The organism is Hymenobacter profundi (assembly GCF_019334315.1).
In the GTDB taxonomy this organism is placed as follows: Bacteria; Bacteroidota; Bacteroidia; order Cytophagales; family Hymenobacteraceae; genus Hymenobacter; species Hymenobacter profundi.
The window spans coordinates 1-16,748 of sequence record NZ_JAHWGL010000011.1 but is presented as its reverse complement, the minus strand read 5'-3'; the positions used below and the strand labels follow the sequence as shown (position 1 = coordinate 16,748).

10 protein-coding genes are annotated in these 16,748 nt (G+C 49.1%); 5 read left to right on the top strand and 5 right to left on the bottom strand.

The genetic code is table 11. The annotated features are described in order from the left end of the window. Positions 1-70: 70 nt before the first annotated feature. The 3 genes from KYK14_RS04785 to prfB all read left to right on the top strand — a co-directional run bounded on the left by KYK14_RS04785 (position 71) and on the right by prfB (position 2,978). Positions 71-619: a cob(I)yrinic acid a,c-diamide adenosyltransferase gene (locus KYK14_RS04785; protein ID WP_219157409.1), complete on the top strand. Its 549-nt coding sequence runs from the start codon at positions 71-73 to the stop codon at positions 617-619. A 44-nt stretch (positions 620-663) separates the two neighbouring features. Next, complete coding sequence (locus KYK14_RS04780) at positions 664-1,728, top strand: branched-chain amino acid aminotransferase (RefSeq protein ID WP_219157406.1); 1,065 nt, start codon at positions 664-666, stop codon at positions 1,726-1,728. A gap of 172 nt (positions 1,729-1,900) precedes the next feature. Then, a protein-coding gene (prfB, locus tag KYK14_RS04775) for a peptide chain release factor 2 (protein WP_185281049.1) occupies positions 1,901-2,978 on the top strand; the annotation gives its coding sequence in 2 pieces (ribosomal slippage) (positions 1,901-1,951 and positions 1,953-2,978; 1,077 coding nt in all). A 76-nt stretch (positions 2,979-3,054) separates the two neighbouring features. Here the strand turns inward: prfB and KYK14_RS04770 are convergent. Further along, a complete protein-coding gene (locus KYK14_RS04770; protein WP_219157403.1) occupies positions 3,055-4,512 on the bottom strand; it encodes a SusD/RagB family nutrient-binding outer membrane lipoprotein in 1,458 nt (485 codons plus the stop codon). 48 nt (positions 4,513-4,560) lie between these two features. After that, positions 4,561-7,833 carry a SusC/RagA family TonB-linked outer membrane protein gene (locus KYK14_RS04765; RefSeq protein WP_246601685.1) on the bottom strand — a complete coding sequence of 1,091 codons (3,273 nt, stop codon included), beginning with the start codon at positions 7,831-7,833 and terminating at the stop codon, positions 4,561-4,563. A gap of 620 nt (positions 7,834-8,453) precedes the next feature. Here KYK14_RS04765 and KYK14_RS04760 point away from each other — a divergent pair. Both KYK14_RS04760 and KYK14_RS04755 read left to right on the top strand, forming a co-directional pair. Beyond that, complete coding sequence (locus KYK14_RS04760; RefSeq protein ID WP_219157400.1) at positions 8,454-11,681, top strand: SusC/RagA family TonB-linked outer membrane protein; 3,228 nt, start codon at positions 8,454-8,456, stop codon at positions 11,679-11,681. Positions 11,682-11,701: 20 nt separating this feature from the next. Beyond that, a complete protein-coding gene (locus KYK14_RS04755) occupies positions 11,702-13,066 on the top strand; it encodes a RagB/SusD family nutrient uptake outer membrane protein (protein ID WP_219157397.1) in 1,365 nt (454 codons plus the stop codon). 59 nt (positions 13,067-13,125) lie between these two features. Here the strand turns inward: KYK14_RS04755 and KYK14_RS04750 are convergent, their stop codons facing one another. The 3 genes from KYK14_RS04750 to porQ all read right to left on the bottom strand — a co-directional run bounded on the left by KYK14_RS04750 (position 13,126) and on the right by porQ (position 16,604). Continuing rightward, on the bottom strand, positions 13,126-13,848 hold the full coding sequence (locus KYK14_RS04750; RefSeq protein WP_219157394.1) for an SDR family NAD(P)-dependent oxidoreductase: 723 nt from the start codon (positions 13,846-13,848) through the stop codon (positions 13,126-13,128). Positions 13,849-13,967: 119 nt separating this feature from the next. After that, complete coding sequence (hslU, locus tag KYK14_RS04745) at positions 13,968-15,380, bottom strand: ATP-dependent protease ATPase subunit HslU (protein WP_185281055.1); 1,413 nt, start codon at positions 15,378-15,380, stop codon at positions 13,968-13,970. A 165-nt stretch (positions 15,381-15,545) separates the two neighbouring features. Next, positions 15,546-16,604 carry a type IX secretion system protein PorQ gene (gene porQ / locus KYK14_RS04740; RefSeq protein ID WP_219157391.1) on the bottom strand — a complete coding sequence of 353 codons (1,059 nt, stop codon included), beginning with the start codon at positions 16,602-16,604 and terminating at the stop codon, positions 15,546-15,548. Positions 16,605-16,748 lie beyond the last annotated feature (144 nt).

The following is a 16,748-nucleotide window of genomic DNA, read 5'->3' as shown; positions in this document are numbered from 1 at the left end:
AGTGCGTGGTGACTGATGAGAACACCCAATTTCTCAACCACGCATCCATTCATCCACCCATCCCTACCCCATGAAAATCTACACCAAAACCGGCGACCAAGGCCTGACTTCTCTCATTGGTGGCACGCGCGTGCCGAAGTCCAGCCTCCGCATTGATTGCTACGGGACGGTGGATGAGCTAAACGCCTACATTGGTCTGCTGCGTGACCAAGACGTGAACGGCAGTCGCCGCGGCTTGCTGAAAGAAATCCAAGACCGGTTGTTCACCATGGGTGCTTCGCTGGCTTCGGATCCCGAGAAATCGAAGATGAAGATTCCAGATTTACACGCCGAAGACGTGGCGCTGCTGGAGCAGGAAATGGACCGTATGAATGCCGGCTTGCCCGAGTTGCGCGAGTTCATCCTACCCGGCGGGCATCCATCAGTTTCGGTGTCGCACGTAGCGCGCTGCGTCTGCCGCCGCGCCGAGCGTCTGGTCATTCACCTGCGCGAAGAGTCTTTTGTGGCTGATTTAGTCATTGTCTACCTGAACCGTCTGTCTGACTACCTGTTTGTACTGGGCCGTCAGATGGCCTACGACCTCGGCGCGGAGGAAGTGACCTGGAAACCCCGCATTTAGCGCCGCTTAAGCTGCCACCCAACTTTACTCTTTTTGGTTTTTTTATGTCTCTTACCCTCGACATTCCCACCCAACGCACAACAGCCTCTACCCTTCCGCAAGTAGACCTGAGCCGTCTTGAATTCGGCCAGACTTTTTCTGACCATATGCTGGTGGTGGACTACCGCGACGGGAGCTGGCAGCAGCCGCGCATCGTACCCTACGGCCCTATTGAAGTAAGCCCTGCCAACTCGGCGCTGCACTATGGCCAAGCCATTTTTGAGGGTATGAAAGCCTACAAGAATACCGAAGGCAACATCACCCTATTTCGGCCACTCGATAACCTGCGCCGCCTCAACCTGTCGGCTGAGCGTATGTGCATGCCAGCCGTACCCGAGGAGATATTCATGCAGGGGCTCCTTCAGTTGATTCGTCTGGATGGGGAGTGGGTACCTAGCGCCCCTGGCACCTCACTCTATATTCGCCCCTTCATGTTTGCCACCGATGGCATGTTGGGCGTTCGGCCATCCAGCACCTACCGGTTCATCATTATCACCTGCCCAGTAGCTTCCTTTTTCAACAAGCCGCTACGCGTGCGGTTCGAGGAAAAGTACGTGCGCTCTGCGGAGGGCGGCGCGGGCTTCGCCAAAAACGCCGGCAACTATGGCGCGGCCATGTACCCCACCAAGCTGGCCCAGCAGGATGGCTATAACCAGCTCCTGTGGACAGATGCTTCCGAGCACCGCTTCATTGAAGAATCTGGCACCATGAACGTGATGTTTGTGGTAGATGGTCGTTTGATTACGCCCGCGGTCAGCTCGTCTATTCTGGACGGCATCACCCGCAAAAGCGTACTCCAACTAGCCCGCGACTGGGGAATGACCGTAGAGGAACGTAAAGTATCTTCCGTGGAGATTCTAGAGGCGCAGGCCAATGGCACGCTTCAGGAAGCCTTTGGAGTAGGCACGGCTGTCACCATCGCGCCCATAGCCGTGATAGGCTACCGCGGCCAGGACTACGAGCTGCCGGACCTCACAGACGACTCGTTTGCGCGTCGGGTTAGCGCTGCTCTCACTGATATCCGGGTAGGCACTGCTCCCGATGAGCATGGCTGGATGGTGAGCGTATAAGCAGGATCAGCTACAGCAAGCTCGGCTTCGCAACGGGTACCAAAGTCATCCTCTGACTTTATCTACTCGTTACGAAGCCGAGCTTTGCATTTAGTGGCTCTCACGCCTCCTACCCCCTACACTCGGTAATCCTACCGACCTTTGTTTATTCATCATTTAATATTCCCCCGTAATGACGCAAGATCAGGTGAAGGAATTGAAGGGCCGTGCTGAGGCCCTGAGGAGGTATCTTTGACTACGATGCCCGCAAAGCGCAAATAGAAGAAACGGAACAGCGCACCCTCGCTCCCGATTTCTGGGACGATTCTAAACAGGCAGAACTCACGCTTAAGGAAATCAAGAGCCAGAAATTCTGGACCGATGATTACGAAACTGTAGAGCAGCATATTGCCGACGTAGAGGTGCTCTTTGATTTCTACCGCGAAGGCGAAGCCACCGAGGCCGAACTCCAACAGGAATTCGCAGTGGCCCAAAAAGCCGTAGAAGACCTGGAGTTCAAGCGCATGCTGTCTGAGGAGGAAGACCAGCTCTCAGCCATCGTAGAAATCAACCCCGGTGCCGGCGGCACCGAAAGCCAGGATTGGGCCGAGATGCTAATGCGCATGTACATCATGTGGGGCGAGAAGCACAATTTCACGGTGAAGCAGCTCAGCTATCAGCCCGGCGAAGGCGCTGGCATCAAATCGGCTTCCCTGGAAATCACCGGCGATTTTGCCTATGGCTACTTAAAAGGAGAAAGTGGCGTGCACCGCCTCGTGCGTATCTCTCCCTTCGACAGCAGCGGCCGCCGCCACACGTCCTTTGCGTCCATCTACGCCTACCCCGTAGTTGACGATACCATCGACATTCAGATCAATCCTGGTGACATCACTTGGGACACGTTCCGGGCCGGTGGCGCCGGTGGGCAGAACGTAAACAAGGTAGAAACTGCTGTACGCCTCACGCATGCACCCTCTGGCATCATCATCGCCGTGCAGATTGAGCGCAGCCAGCTTATGAACAAAGAGCATGCCCTACGCATGCTCAAATCCCGCCTCTACCAGCAAGAGCTAGACAAGCGCAACGAGGAACGCGCCAAAATCGAAGCCGGCAAAAAACGTATTGATTTTGGCTCTCAAATCCGCAACTACGTGCTCCACCCCTACAAGCTCATTAAAGACCTCCGCACTGGCGTGGAGCGCACCGATGTGCAAGCTGTTCTAGATGGGGATTTGGATGAGTATATAAAAGCGTATTTGATGCAGGGATAAGCATAAGTTATAACAGGATGTAATTAAGAAGGGCCACTAGATACGTTATCTAGTGGCCCTTCTTAATTACATCCTGTTATAACTTATCCCACCATAGCTTAGTGGTAATCAGATCTGGTCCCTGACGCTCAACTGCTGCTGCTCGGCTAGTTGCGTTAGTAGTCTGCTCATTAGCTGGGTAACGGAATCGTACAGGAATTTTTTCCATTGCCGCCGCCGCTGGATTTTTAGCGACTGGTAGTTTCGGATAATCTAAACGACGCCATTCTGACCATGCTTCTACGCCTTGTCCATATAACGCAATCCACTTTTGAACGCCGATGCTCTGTTTATAATTACCTGCATCGTATCTCACGGAGGGTTGAGCGAGATAAGTATCTACAGCAGCACCTGTGAAGCCATACTGTGCCATTGAGGCTCGAATAGCATTATTATACTCAGTTGCCGCGTCTCCTCCAATAATACCCCGTGCAATGGCTTCTGCTTTGAAGAACAGAACTTCAGCATAAGTCATCAGTACCCCAGGTGCAGTAGCAGCTGTAAATGCAGATCCCACCTTGGACGTAGAGGATAATGGGCCAAGATCCGCGGCCTCTACATTAGTCAAGCCATTTGGAACACCACGATAGAAGGCAGTTGAGTCACCAGTTTCGGGGTGATTAGCATACACTTCTAAACGAGGGTCGTTTAATTGATTTAGCCGAGAAGTTATTGAACGACTAACCCGATGGTCGTCTCTTGTCAACCTATTAAAATAAATAGGATTGGTATTAGAGGCTCCGCTCAGAAAATCAAATTTTGTATTTTCTTGAATAGAACTTATGAGCGGTGTATTGCCATTCAGGAGCGCAGCAATTTCTGTTTTAGCTAGCTCTGGTTCAGCATCAATGATGCGCATTGCTAAACGGAGGTGCAGCGAATTGCCAAATTTTTGCCATTTCGCCATATCTCCTTCATAGATAACATCCCCGTCAACCTCAGAGCCACCAACTTTTATTAAGTCATTAGCAGTTTTCAAATCAGCTAACAAACCTGTGTATACGTCTTTTTGGGCATCATATTTAGGCGTCAGTACATTATCGGAAAGCTGCAAGGCCTGCGAATAAGGAATATCGCCATACAAATCCGTCAAAACGGAGAAAAAGTACGAGCGCATAATCAGGCCAACAGCCTGGAGATTTTCATTGTTAGTTGCCTTACCCTGCTTAATTAACTCATCGAAATCCTGCAAGCCATTAGCATAAAATCCATCCCATATACTTTGATAAGAACCTGGACGGAAAGCATAACGGTCTTCCTCAGTGTACTGAATTTTTGCCCAATGCTGAATAATTAACAGCCCTCCATCTTGGTTCGCAGGAACGTCAAAGAGGCGATAAACATTAGACTGCTCTGCATTTGTGAGAATATAAGCAGGGTTTCCTACAACAGCATTATTGGGATTTGTATTGAGTGAATCAAAATCCTTTTCGCAAGCACCAAGACTTAACGCGATAGGTAGTGCAAATGCAAGTTTTTGGTATTTAGAAAGCATACTGCCTGTATTTAGAAGTAAGACATCGTTTGGCTAGCGATGTTGGAATTACAGCGTAAAATTGACATTGAAACCGTAGCTCCGTACTGAAGGCACCTGCGTGGATTCTAATCCTTGAACGTTACCGTTATTGAACGACGTTTCCGGGTCGATACCAGGGGCTTTTGAGCTAATTAGCCACAGGTTACGTCCTACAAATGAAAAGCCGACACCCTTGATGAACGTACCGTCGATAACAGACTTCGGCAATTGATAACCCAATCGCACTTCACGCAGCTTGACAAAAGAGGCATCAAATACACTGCTTTCGCGAGCTGTATAAGAGTAATCATGATAGTAGTTTTCGGCAGAGTTACGAACATCATTAGGACGGTAAGACCCATCTGCATTCTGTATTACGCCCTGACCAATGATACCATCTTCACGGCCTACTAGCGTATTTGTGAGCGCGCCAGAATACGTGCCCCACATATAGGTCTCGCTTTGCAATGACCCACCTTGACGCGTATCTACAGTAAAGCTCAAATTGAGACCTTTGAAACTAAACTGGTTCGTTATGCCTCCAATCCAATCAGGTGTATAATACCCGAGAACACGCCGGGTAGGGTCTACTAGAGGTCTGCCATTAGCGCCATTTACAATCTGCCCGGCATATTCTCCATCTGGAACTCGCAAGAAAGCATCACCGAACAAAGCGCCATACCTCTCTCCTACACGCGCTTCTACGTTCACACCAAAACCAGAAGAACCAATCACATAATTTTTGATTTGCCCTTCTTTATCAAACTCCTTTACCCGGTTGCGGTTAGCAGCAAAATTGGCCGTTAGATTCCACTGAAAAGGGTTACTAGCAGATAGAGGTGCTACCGTCAAAATTGCCTCAATGCCTCGGTTTGTAAGCGTACCTGCATTCAATACACTTGCTGTATAGCCTGTAGCAGCCGAGGTTAACACCGTTAGAATCTGATCAGAGCTGGTTGCCTGATACGCCGTTACATCAAGGCCAATACGATTCTCAAGGAAACGCACTTCAGCACCTATTTCCGATGAACGGGTACGTTCGGGCTTCAAATTAGGATTGTAACGCACGTTATATACAGTCTGTACAGGCCGGGTGCCAAAAGCAGTAGCACCTGTGTAAATGTCCTGCAAACGGTACGGGTCTGTATCATTACCAACTTCCGCATATCCCCCTCGAATTTTAGCAAAAGACAGGAAAGAATCCGTGACGTTGAAAGCATCTGTTAATACTACAGAGGCATCAATCGAGGGATAAAAGAACGACCGGTTAGCGGCAGGTAGGGTAGAAGACCAGTCATTACGAACGGTACCTCCCAAGAAAGCAAAGTTCTTATAGCCTATTTTGGCAGAGCCATATACGCTATTAATACGTCTGTTTTGAATAGGATTTAGAATGGAGCTATTGTTAGAGTTTGCAACTCCAAAATTGTTGCCTGTTACTAAGCTTCCTGCTGCGTTTCCTAAAGCAAATAGGCCGGGGACAGCCAAGTCAGGAGCAGCAACTTGGCTTCTATTCAGTTTGTTATCCCGACGGTTAGCACCAACTAAAACATCCAGGTTAAAATCCTCATTCAAATTTCGGTTAGCAGTAGCTAAGAATTCGGTATTGCGTTCTAATACTCTAATCCTTTCTTCTGTATAGTCATCTTGTTCTGCATTGTTGCGTGTATCAGCTGGTACACGACGCTGGTTGAACTGATTATATATATCGTTAGTCGTCCGAGCAGTAAGATTCAACCAGTTTGTCAGCGCGTAAGTCAAAGTTAAATTACCAATTACCCTGTCCCGTTGGTCGTCATTGGTGGCTTGGCCTAGGATGTAGTAGGGATTACTGTGGTAGTTATTATTCCAGTTTTCGTTGCTACCTGTTCTCTCGTAAAGAGACTTCAAATCACGAACATCGACCTGGCGACCGTACCAGCTATACATCTGCTGCATAACGTTCAACTCATCATAACCCTGGCCTGGACGACGTCCCCGGGTTTCTGAATAGTTGATGTTAGTGCTCAGCTTAAACTTACTAGTAATGTCAACACCACCGTTTACATTCACTGTATTGCGCCGCAGGAAAGTATTATATAAAATGCCCTTGTTGTCAAGATTTGTATACGATACCCGGACACCTGCCTTATCGTTTCCACCCGACAGAGCAATATTATTTGTCAAAGTACGGCCCGTTTCAAAGAAGTGCTTCTTTATATTGTCTTTACCAGGACTTACCCAAGGAGTTGCCTCACGCACTCCATTCACAACTGGAGAATTATACTGAGGGATAAGACGACCATCCAAGCGCGGGCCCCAGCTTTCGTCAACGCCATCAGCAGTACCACCACCAGCACCATCAACATACGAGAACCTTCCTCCACTACCCTGGCCATATTGATCCTGAATATCAGGAACTTTCAACGGAGTCTCAAAAGATGTAGTACTGTTTACACTAATACCTATTCCACGAGATTTACGTCCTGATTTAGTTGTAATTACAACGACGCCATTAGCACCACGGGTACCATAAAGCGCGGAAGCAGTAGCCCCCTTCAACACGGTCATGCTCTCAATATCATCTGGATTGATATCTGATGCAGCATTGCCATAATCAATACCTCCCCCTGAGCCAGAGTTTGAAAAGCTTGAGTTATCAATAGGCTGGCCGTCAATTACGAATAGAGGTTGGTTGTTACCTGCAATAGATTTGGTGCCTCTGATTACAATACGTGAAGAGCTTCCTACTGCCCCTGTACTGTTTGAGATCTGTACACCAGCAATCTTACCGGCAAGTGAGTTGACCACATTAGTTTCACGAGCTTGAGTAAGCTCTGAACCTTTGATATCTTGTACTGCATATCCTAAGGAACGTTTTTCTTCTTCGCGTCCCAAAGCAGTAACTACCACTTCTCCTAACTGTTTCGTATCTGCCGATAAGGCTACATCAACATTACTTCCGCTAATAGGTCGATCGATACTTACGTAACCGATAGAGCTGAATGTAAGTGTAGTAGCGGAGCTTGGAAGATTTAGCGTATATCCACCATCAGCATTTGTTGAAGTGCCAATGGTAGTTCCTTTAACTATCACAGTTACGCCTGGTAATCCTTGATTATTAGAGGCATCGGTAACGCGTCCCGAAATAGTTCGATCCTGGGCTACTGCTTGCTGCAACAAGGCAGTAATCAGAATCAAGACTATAAGTAAGCCTTTTTTCATGTGATTAATTTTGGTGAATGAATTGAAAAAGAGGTGTAAGCGGATTGGTTTAGCATGGCAAGTATAAAGCAAAAAAATTACTGAGCAATAATTCATCTTAACTTTAGCTTAATCCTATAACATATAAGATATTCACTATATTTTCATATCGCAGATTGGTATAATTCGCAAAAAAGGCTTCTAAAAAATTTAAAAAATCATATATATTAGTTTTACCTACTGTAAGTATTAGGAAGAGAATTAAGATGTTGGCTAATGATTAGAGCGTAATCAATTGGATAGGGAAATGTCAGATACGTGTCTCGTAATAAAGCCTCAAATATGGTTACTAGTATCATTTCAGAAGCTGTTCAGAAAATCATGCGGACATCCTGCTATTCAGGAGGCTTCGCCTGAATCGTATTACAACAAAGCGATAGGAACGCGATTCGCCAACTCAACAGATCCGTTTAAAAGGTGGCTTTTAATGACTTCGCAGATAACTTTTCAGTGAACATTAGCATAGTTGTAATGAATAATCTATTAGGTCAGCATTTGATACGTTAAATTACAGTATTCATCATAAATATCTGACTACAAACAAGTTAAATAATATGCAATCATAATTAAAACCGTTCTGAAATAATAAAGCAATTACACAATTCAATTTTTTCCTATTTTTAACATCTTGATGGTATCACTTTAAGTGAATTTTGTTCTTTTAAACTCTTTATTGCATGAAAAAAGCTCTACTCATGAGTCTTCTGCTCATGATCACTCTGCTTCAGCAGGTAGCGGCACAGAGTCGGAGTATCTCTGGTCGTGTGACGGACCGGACTACTGGCGAAGGAATCCCAGGAGTTACTGTTTTAGTACAGGGTACTACTAATGGTATCTCTACCAATGCCGATGGTACTTATGTGCTTACAGTTCCTTCAATGGGTGGCACATTGCAGTTTACAGCCATCGGCTTTGTGCCAGTTTCGCGACCAATAGGTAGTGAGAGTCAGATTAACGTTGCTTTGGCACAAGATACACGCGAGCTAAGCGAAGTAGTTGTAACGGGTTACGGGCAGCAGCAGGAGCGGCGCGATGTGACAGGGGCCATTTCTACAGTAAAGGCTGAAGCGTTTAAAGATCAACCTGTTGTAGGTGTTGATCAAGCACTACAAGGTCGTGCAGCTGGCGTGCAGGTATTCCAGAACTCAGGTACACCTGGTTCTGGAATTGCCGTTCGGGTACGCGGCGCGGCTTCTATTAGCGGCAGCAACGAACCATTGTATGTGGTAGATGGTCTGCCCATTAATGGAGGTGGCAATAGTTCACAGCTTAGTACAGGCAACCAACAGGTCAACGCGTTAAACGACCTCAACCCGAATGACATTGCCTCTATTGAAGTATTGAAAGATGCTGCCGCTGCTGCTATTTATGGTTCGCGGGCTTCTAACGGCGTAGTGCTAATTACTACCAAGCGCGGTCAGTCTGGTAAAGCTCGAATTGACGTTGACTACTATACTGGCGCTCAAACTGTTTGGAAAAAGCCGAATATTATCAATGGCACTGAGCAGACACAGCTATTTCTCGACCAAATGATAAATCGCTATCCAGCTAATGCAGATGGTACAATCACCACAGACCCAGGCAGTAGCACTAGGCTTCCTGTCATTTATCGAAGCTACGCAGACTTAGCTGCTTATACTTTCGGCCCTGGTGGACGTACACGGACAAATGGTGTTTATTCGTATGTAGATGCTGGACCTGTACGTCCGCTCAGCCAATTTCAAGACCCAAGCACAGCTACCAGCACCAACTGGGCCGATCAGGTACTGCGCACGGCTGCTATTAGCAATTATGGCCTGAACATCTCCGGTGGTTCTGAATCAAACCGCTATCGGTTGTCGCTTGGCTACTTTGACCAGAAAGGTACCATTGTGGGATCAGGCTATAATCGTATAAGCGCCCGCCTTACTTTAGATAACAAGATTTCGGATAAAGTGAAGATGGGAGCTTCATTCGGTTTAAGCTCAGCCACTAATAACCGGATCAACAACGATAACAGCATTTACGGCGCTCTGACTACAGCGCGCTTGACTGCAGCCGACCTGCCGATCTATAACGCAGACGGTACTTACTATAAATCAGGCTCTATTGAAAATCCGGTAGCTGCCGTACGGGAACCATTCATTAAGTCGGTGAGTAACCGTCTGATTGCCACACAGTACACGGAGTTTCAGTTTATTAAGCACCTAACATACCGTGCTACCTTCGGATTGGACTTTTTGTATGGGCGCGATGATCGTTTCTATTCTACGCTAACCAATCCTGGTGCTGCTGTGCGCGGGGAGGCAACAGTAGCAACAATCCAGGAGCCAAATTTCAACCATTTCAGTGCTTTCACTTATACCAACACGTTTGGCACTGACCACAGCCTGACAGCACTGGCAGTAGCAGAATATCAGCGTGATGTGCAGAGCACGACGTTTGCGCAAGTGACCGGCTTTCCAAGTAATGCTATTCAGCAACTCTCGGCAGGGGCTACCAAAACAGCTGCTACCTCTTCTTCTACTTTGAATGCCCTATTCGGTGTATTAGCCAAGGTAGATTATTCATATAAAGGCCGCTATTTATTGAGTGCTAGTGTTCGCCGTGACCGTTCTTCCCGTTTCGGGGCAGACAATCAGGTAGGCTATTTCCCAGCAGCTTCGGCCGGCTGGCGTATCATTGATGAGAGTTTCCTAAAGGATCAGCAGATTTTGAGTGAGTTGAAACTACGCGGTAGCTATGGCGAAACGGGCAACCAGAACTTCGCCAACTTTGGCTCGCGGGGTCTTATTAGCCCTGGCTATAACTATCTGGATCAAGGTGGTCTCGTACTTTCTCAGCTAGCTAACCCTGATCTGAAGTGGGAACGTACACGCACTGCTGATCTGGGTGTTGACTTTGCCTTCTTGGACAACCGATTCTATGTATCGGCTGACGTATACAAGCGTAAGACCGATGATTTGCTACTGAATCAGCCTATCTCTGCCAATACTGGCTTTACAAGCTATAGCGCCAATATTGGTAATCTAGAAAACAAGGGACTTGAAATCAACCTGAATACGGTTAACGTTCGGGGCGTAGAAGGTGCTTTCAACTGGGAAACCAACTTCAACATCAGCTTCAACCGCAACAAAGTAACGGCCCTTTCCTCAGACACCAGCCCAACGGGTCTGGCTTCAGGATTTGCCAGCCGTCTTAAGGTAGGCGAGCCGCTAGGTGCTTTCTATGGATACCGTGTTGACCACATTATCCAATCGCAAGCTGAAATTAATGCGCTGAATGAAGCAGCGCGGGCAGCTACAGGTCGCGCTACTGCCACGTACCAAACGGCTAGCACTAGCCCTGGTGACATCAAGTTCAAAGACTTGAATGGGGATGGCGTTATCACTGCCGACGACCAAGAAATTATGGGTAATGCTCAGCCTAAGTACTACGGCGGTTTTGGCAACACGCTTCGCTATAAAGGCTTTGATTTGAATGTGCTACTTCAGTTCAACGTAGGCAATGAAATCTACAATTCGGTTAAGTCCTATACGCAAAGCATGAGCACATCATACGGGCAAGATAAAGCTGTGTTGAATCGCTGGACTCCAGAAAACACTAATACGGATATTCCACGCGCCGTTTACGGTGACCCAAATGCGAACAACCGTACCTCGGACCGCTTCTTGGAAGATGGCTCGTTTGCCCGCTTCAAGACTGTAACACTAGGTTACAACTTGCCAACAACGCTGCTTACGCGCATTCACATGCGCTCGGCACGAATCTACGCGCAGGCGCAGAATCTGGTGACATTCACTAACTATTCAGGTCTCGACCCAGAGGTAAACACCTTCTCGGGTAACAACCAGTCTTTGGGAACAGACTTCTTCGTTTACCCGCAGGCTCGCACCATCACCGGGGGCATCACGCTTGGTTTCTAATCTTCTTGCTCATTTCATTCATGTCCATATTTTCCTTTCATCAATTTGCTACTCGCTCAGCCCTGCTGCTGAGTTTGGGCTTAGCAGTCGGAGCCTGCGATAAGGCTATCGATGTAGAGCCTCGCAACGCCGTTAGCTCTTCCACTGGCTATGCAACCAAAGAAGACGCTGCTGCTGGTCTCCTGGGTGCTTATGATGCAGTGCAATCTACCGATTATCAAGGGGTAGGGTACTCTTCTATGGTAGAGCTAATAGCTGGCAACATCACGCACGTTGGCACCTATAATACTACCTACGGCTACGCTGGCCAGAACTTATTGCTGCCAGACAACGTGCAGATCAGCAACACGTGGAATATCATCTATGATGGTATTAATCGTGTTAATTATCTGCTGGAGCAGAGTGAAAATATCACTGATCCTGCTTTTCCCAAGCTCACAACCCAGGGGGAGGCACGCGCGTTGCGCGCCTATCATTACATGAATCTGCTAAGCGCCTGGGGCGGTTCCGAAAATGGCTATGGCTACGACGGGGGGGCAGGCGTTCCGCTCCGCCTTACTGCCACTACTGCTGTAGGCGAACAAACTGCTCCTATTGCCCGTGCTTCCGAAGCCGACGTGGCTGCTGCCATCCGTGCTGACTTAGATTTTGCTATTACTAACTTGACAGGCAATTCAGGCACGCGCATCACCAAGAATGCGGCACTAGCTCTACGCGCCCGCTTCGAGTTGCAGATGCGTAAGTATGAAGATGCGCTAAAGTATGCGAAGCAGGTGGTTTCTGTTCCCACAGATTTTGCGGGAGCTGCTCTTACTGGCACAACGGCGCCTGATGCTATTTGGCAAGTTGCTTTCTCTAATACTGATCAAAACTTTTACGCCTTTTATTGGTATCCTTCTCCAGGTGGGCGAAATGAGTTTAACCCTGGCCAAAGCTTAGTATCCGCGCACCCTGCCGGCGACAAACGACTGGCTATTAACGCCGCTACCAGCCCAGCCGGTACTACCTTAAAGTATACGCGCACAGCAACACGTGATGATCCATTCAATGCAGTGCGCTATGCTGAAGTAGTACTAACCATAGCTGAAGCAGCTGCCCGTACAGGCGACTTAGCAACTGCTACTACCCAATTGAATGTTATTCGTAAACGTGCTGGGCTAGCTAATACGCAGGCTACCACAGCCAACGACCTAGTAGCAGACATTCTATTGCAGAGAAGGCTTGAATTGGCTTACGAAGGCATTTATTGGTTTGATCTGCGCCGCACCAATACAGTGCAGCAAGCTTTGCCTACGTACACACAAACTTTCCGAAACCTATTTCCGCTGCCTCAGCGTGAAGTAAATTTGAGTAATAATCTTGTAGCTCAGAATACAGGTTATTGAATCAGAACTAACTCCATATGATCAAAAATGCCTCGCTACGAGTAACGAGGCATTTTTGATTATATGGAGTCAATTCGCATCACTATTTTTTCGTCCATATCACTACTAAGCCATGCAATAATTTTCTTAGCTACCTCATTCGACGCAGCCAACTTCTTATCTTGATGCAATGCCTTAAACCGCTCTGCCTCACTAAAACTTTGCCCGTCTGCTCCCCGAATTTGCTCTTGCATACCCGTATCTACTACCCCTGGCGCTAGCGCCCGGATGCGGATGCCAGACCCACGCAAGTCTTGCTCTTTCTGCGCTACTTGACTCAGCATTTCTAATGCTGCTTTGGAGGCACAATAGGCACCCCAACCATCCACAGGGCGCTGAGCGGCGCCGCTGCTGATGTTGAGAACAGTGCGCGGCACATTCAAACTAGAGTAAGCGCTCAAGAAAGTATTCATCAGCATAGCGGGGGCCACTAGATTTACATCGAATACGAAGTTGTAGTGCTCGTTGGTCTGTTCGCCTACGTAGGCTATTTCACCTAGCACACCAGCGTTGTTAATGAGCGTGATGCTGTCAGCGTCTGACCAAGTGGGGAATATTTTCGTGATGTTGTTTTGCAGCGCTTCCATATCCGATAGGTCCAGGGGCTGATGCTGGTACCGTTCGTGCTCAATCGTGGCGTTGCGCGATACGCCTAGCACTTTGGTATCGGGGTAGGACAGCACAGCCTCTGCAAGGGCTTTGCCTAAGCCACGGCTAGCGCCTGTGATAATGTAGTATTGCATGGAATGAGTAGGTGAAGTACGAAAACGGGCGGGCCGATCAACGGCGCACTGCCCTCTCGCGTACTACCGCAGAGGGAATGCGCCGTTGATCGGCCCGCCCGTTTTGACTGTGCGTTACCTCAAAGGATATATTGGGTCAGGTCGCGGTTGCGCACCATGTCTTTCAGGCGTTCGTCTACTAGTTCGCGCGTAATTTGAATGCGGGCATTAGCACCGATTTTATCCGGTACGTCGAACAGGATATCGTTGAGTAGGCGGCTCATGACCGTGTGCAAGCGACGTGCACCGATGTTTTCCACCTCGCTGTTTACCTCAAATGCAATTTCGGCCAAGCGCTCCAGGGCCGAGTCGTCAAAGGTCAATTCTACCTCTTCAGCTTGCAGCAGAGCTTCGTACTGCTTGGTAAGCGCATTTTTGGGGTCTTTTAGGATCAGATAGAAATCCTCTTTGGTGAGGCTTTGCAGCTCTACCCGGATGGGGAAGCGGCCCTGTAATTCCGGAATCAGATCGGAAGGCTTGGCAACGTGGAAGGCACCGGCGGCAATGAACAGAATATGGTCGGTATTGAGGATGCCGTACTTAGTGCTGACAGCCGAACCTTCTACGATGGGTAGTAAGTCACGCTGCACACCTTCGCGGCTTACGTCGGGGCCACCGCCGCCTTTGCCGCTGCGGCTGGCTACCTTATCAATTTCGTCGATGAAGATGATGCCTGAGTTCTCGGCGTGGCGCAGAGCTTCTTCCTTCACCTCCTCCATATCGATGAGCTTGGCAGCTTCCTCATCTAGCAGGATGCGACGGGCTTCGGCAATCGTGACGCGGCGCTTGCGGGTTTTCTTGGGGAGCATATTGCCCAGCATGTCTTGTAAGCCCGACAGCGAAGCCTCATCCATACCGGTCTGGCCTCCTAGGATACCGATGCCGGAAGAACTGCTTTGTTCTACCTTAATCTCAATCTTACGCTCGTCTAACTCACCGCTGCGGATTTTCTCGCGGAATTTGTCGCGCGTGCGCTCGTTCAGCTCCTGGTCGGAGGTAGGCACTTGGTTACCATCGGTGCCGAAGCCTACTCCCTGCCGGGTAGCAGGCGTAGCACTGCCGGAAATAGGCGGAATCAAAGCATCCAGGATAATATCTTCTACTACTTGCGCAGCCTGAGCCTTCACGGCTTCCTTGCGGCGCAGCTTCACCATGTTCACCGACTGCTCGGCTAGGTCGCGCACCATGCTTTCTACGTCGCGGCCCACGTAGCCTACCTCCGTAAACTTGGAGGCTTCCACTTTGGTAAAAGGTGCGTCGGCAATGCTAGCGAGGCGGCGGGCAATTTCGGTTTTGCCTACCCCCGTGGAGCCAATCATCAGGATATTATTGGGCACGATTTCGCGCTGCATTTCGATGGGCGCGTGCAGGCGGCGCCAACGGTTGCGCAGGGCAATGGCCACGTGGCGCTTGGCCTCGTGCTGACCAATGATATACTTATCCAGCTCGGCTACTATCTGAGCCGGCGTCAGAAAAACATCGGATTCTATCATACATCAAGAGTGAAAGCGCCCAAAAGATGTGCTTGGGCGATATGGTGAAGAAGCAACTATCCGGCAAAACGTTGCCCGAGGTACTGCTTCTGCCACAAATACTGATTTAGCCAGTCAGGGTTGTGTTTTATCCGTTGCTACCCGACAGAGTTACCGGCTCCTCCCCTACTTCTCCTTCGTAAACAACGAATCAATGTTGCGGGCAATGGTGAAATAATTGGCGGCGCCCGAAGCATGGTAGCCCGCCCGCGTGTAGTCGAGCTGGAACTGACTGATGCGCACCATAGCTCCAAAGCTAAAGCCTGCGCCCCCGCCTATATTGGCCAACCGTAATTCGCGCCGAGCCAAATGGTTGTACCCTGCGCGCAGATGTAAATTTTTGCTAAGCAACAGTTCACCGCCTACGGCAAAGTGTCGAGTAATTTTGTCGCCTAAGCTTTTCTCAGGTACAATGGGGTCACCGTTTTCATCGAGCTGGGTGCTTTGGGTAGGATCGAGATACACGATGTCCAGCTGCTGCAAGTGGTGCGCCGTGAGAGAAAAGCGAAACGGTAGGTGCTCAGGTTTGAAGGAGGTACCCAGCTCCACATTCAGCGGCATGGGCTCACGGCCGGAGCCGGTGTAGGGTTTCACCTGATACCCCAGGTTGCGCACCGCCAGCCCTACTGTAAAATCCTGATCTGGGTGCTTGAACAGCGCGCCTGCATCGACCAGCACACCCACCGAATGGTTGCCGGCAATGCCCGATACCGCCAGCTTCAGCGTGCCGCCCAGCGTGAAGTTGCCGCTGGTGTATGAATCGGCCACGCTGGCGACGTATTCGTTCACCGAAAACTCCCCGATAACGTTGCCCGCCGCATCTACCTGCTGAAACTCGCCGTAGCTCAGATAGTTAAGCCCTACCCCAAACCGACCAGCCTGTTGAGTATTAAAAACATACACGGCGCTGGTTTGACCGATATCCGCTAGATAGTCGACGTAGCTCAGGGCCAGCCTACCATCCATTTCCTGGTTCAAAAGAGCAGGATTGGCGAAAAGCATGGTCCCGTCAGCATCGCGGGACGAAACGTTGGCGCCGCCCAGAGCTGCTAGCTTGGCACCAGCAGGCACGTTTAGAAACGAGAAAGCACGCCGCCCGCCAATTTGCGCGGCCGCTGGTTTGGCTGTTCCCACCACCAACACGCTGACAATTCCTAACAAGTACTGACGTAGCGGTGCAATCATTGGCGGAAGATACTGAGGAAATTACAAGGTTGGGCTTTGAAACATTCCACTAACGCAGAACGTCATATTTGATCTGGCGTCCGCTTGTCGAAGCATCTCGCTCGCTCCGTTGTACACTATCCAACGGAGCGAGCGAGATGCTTC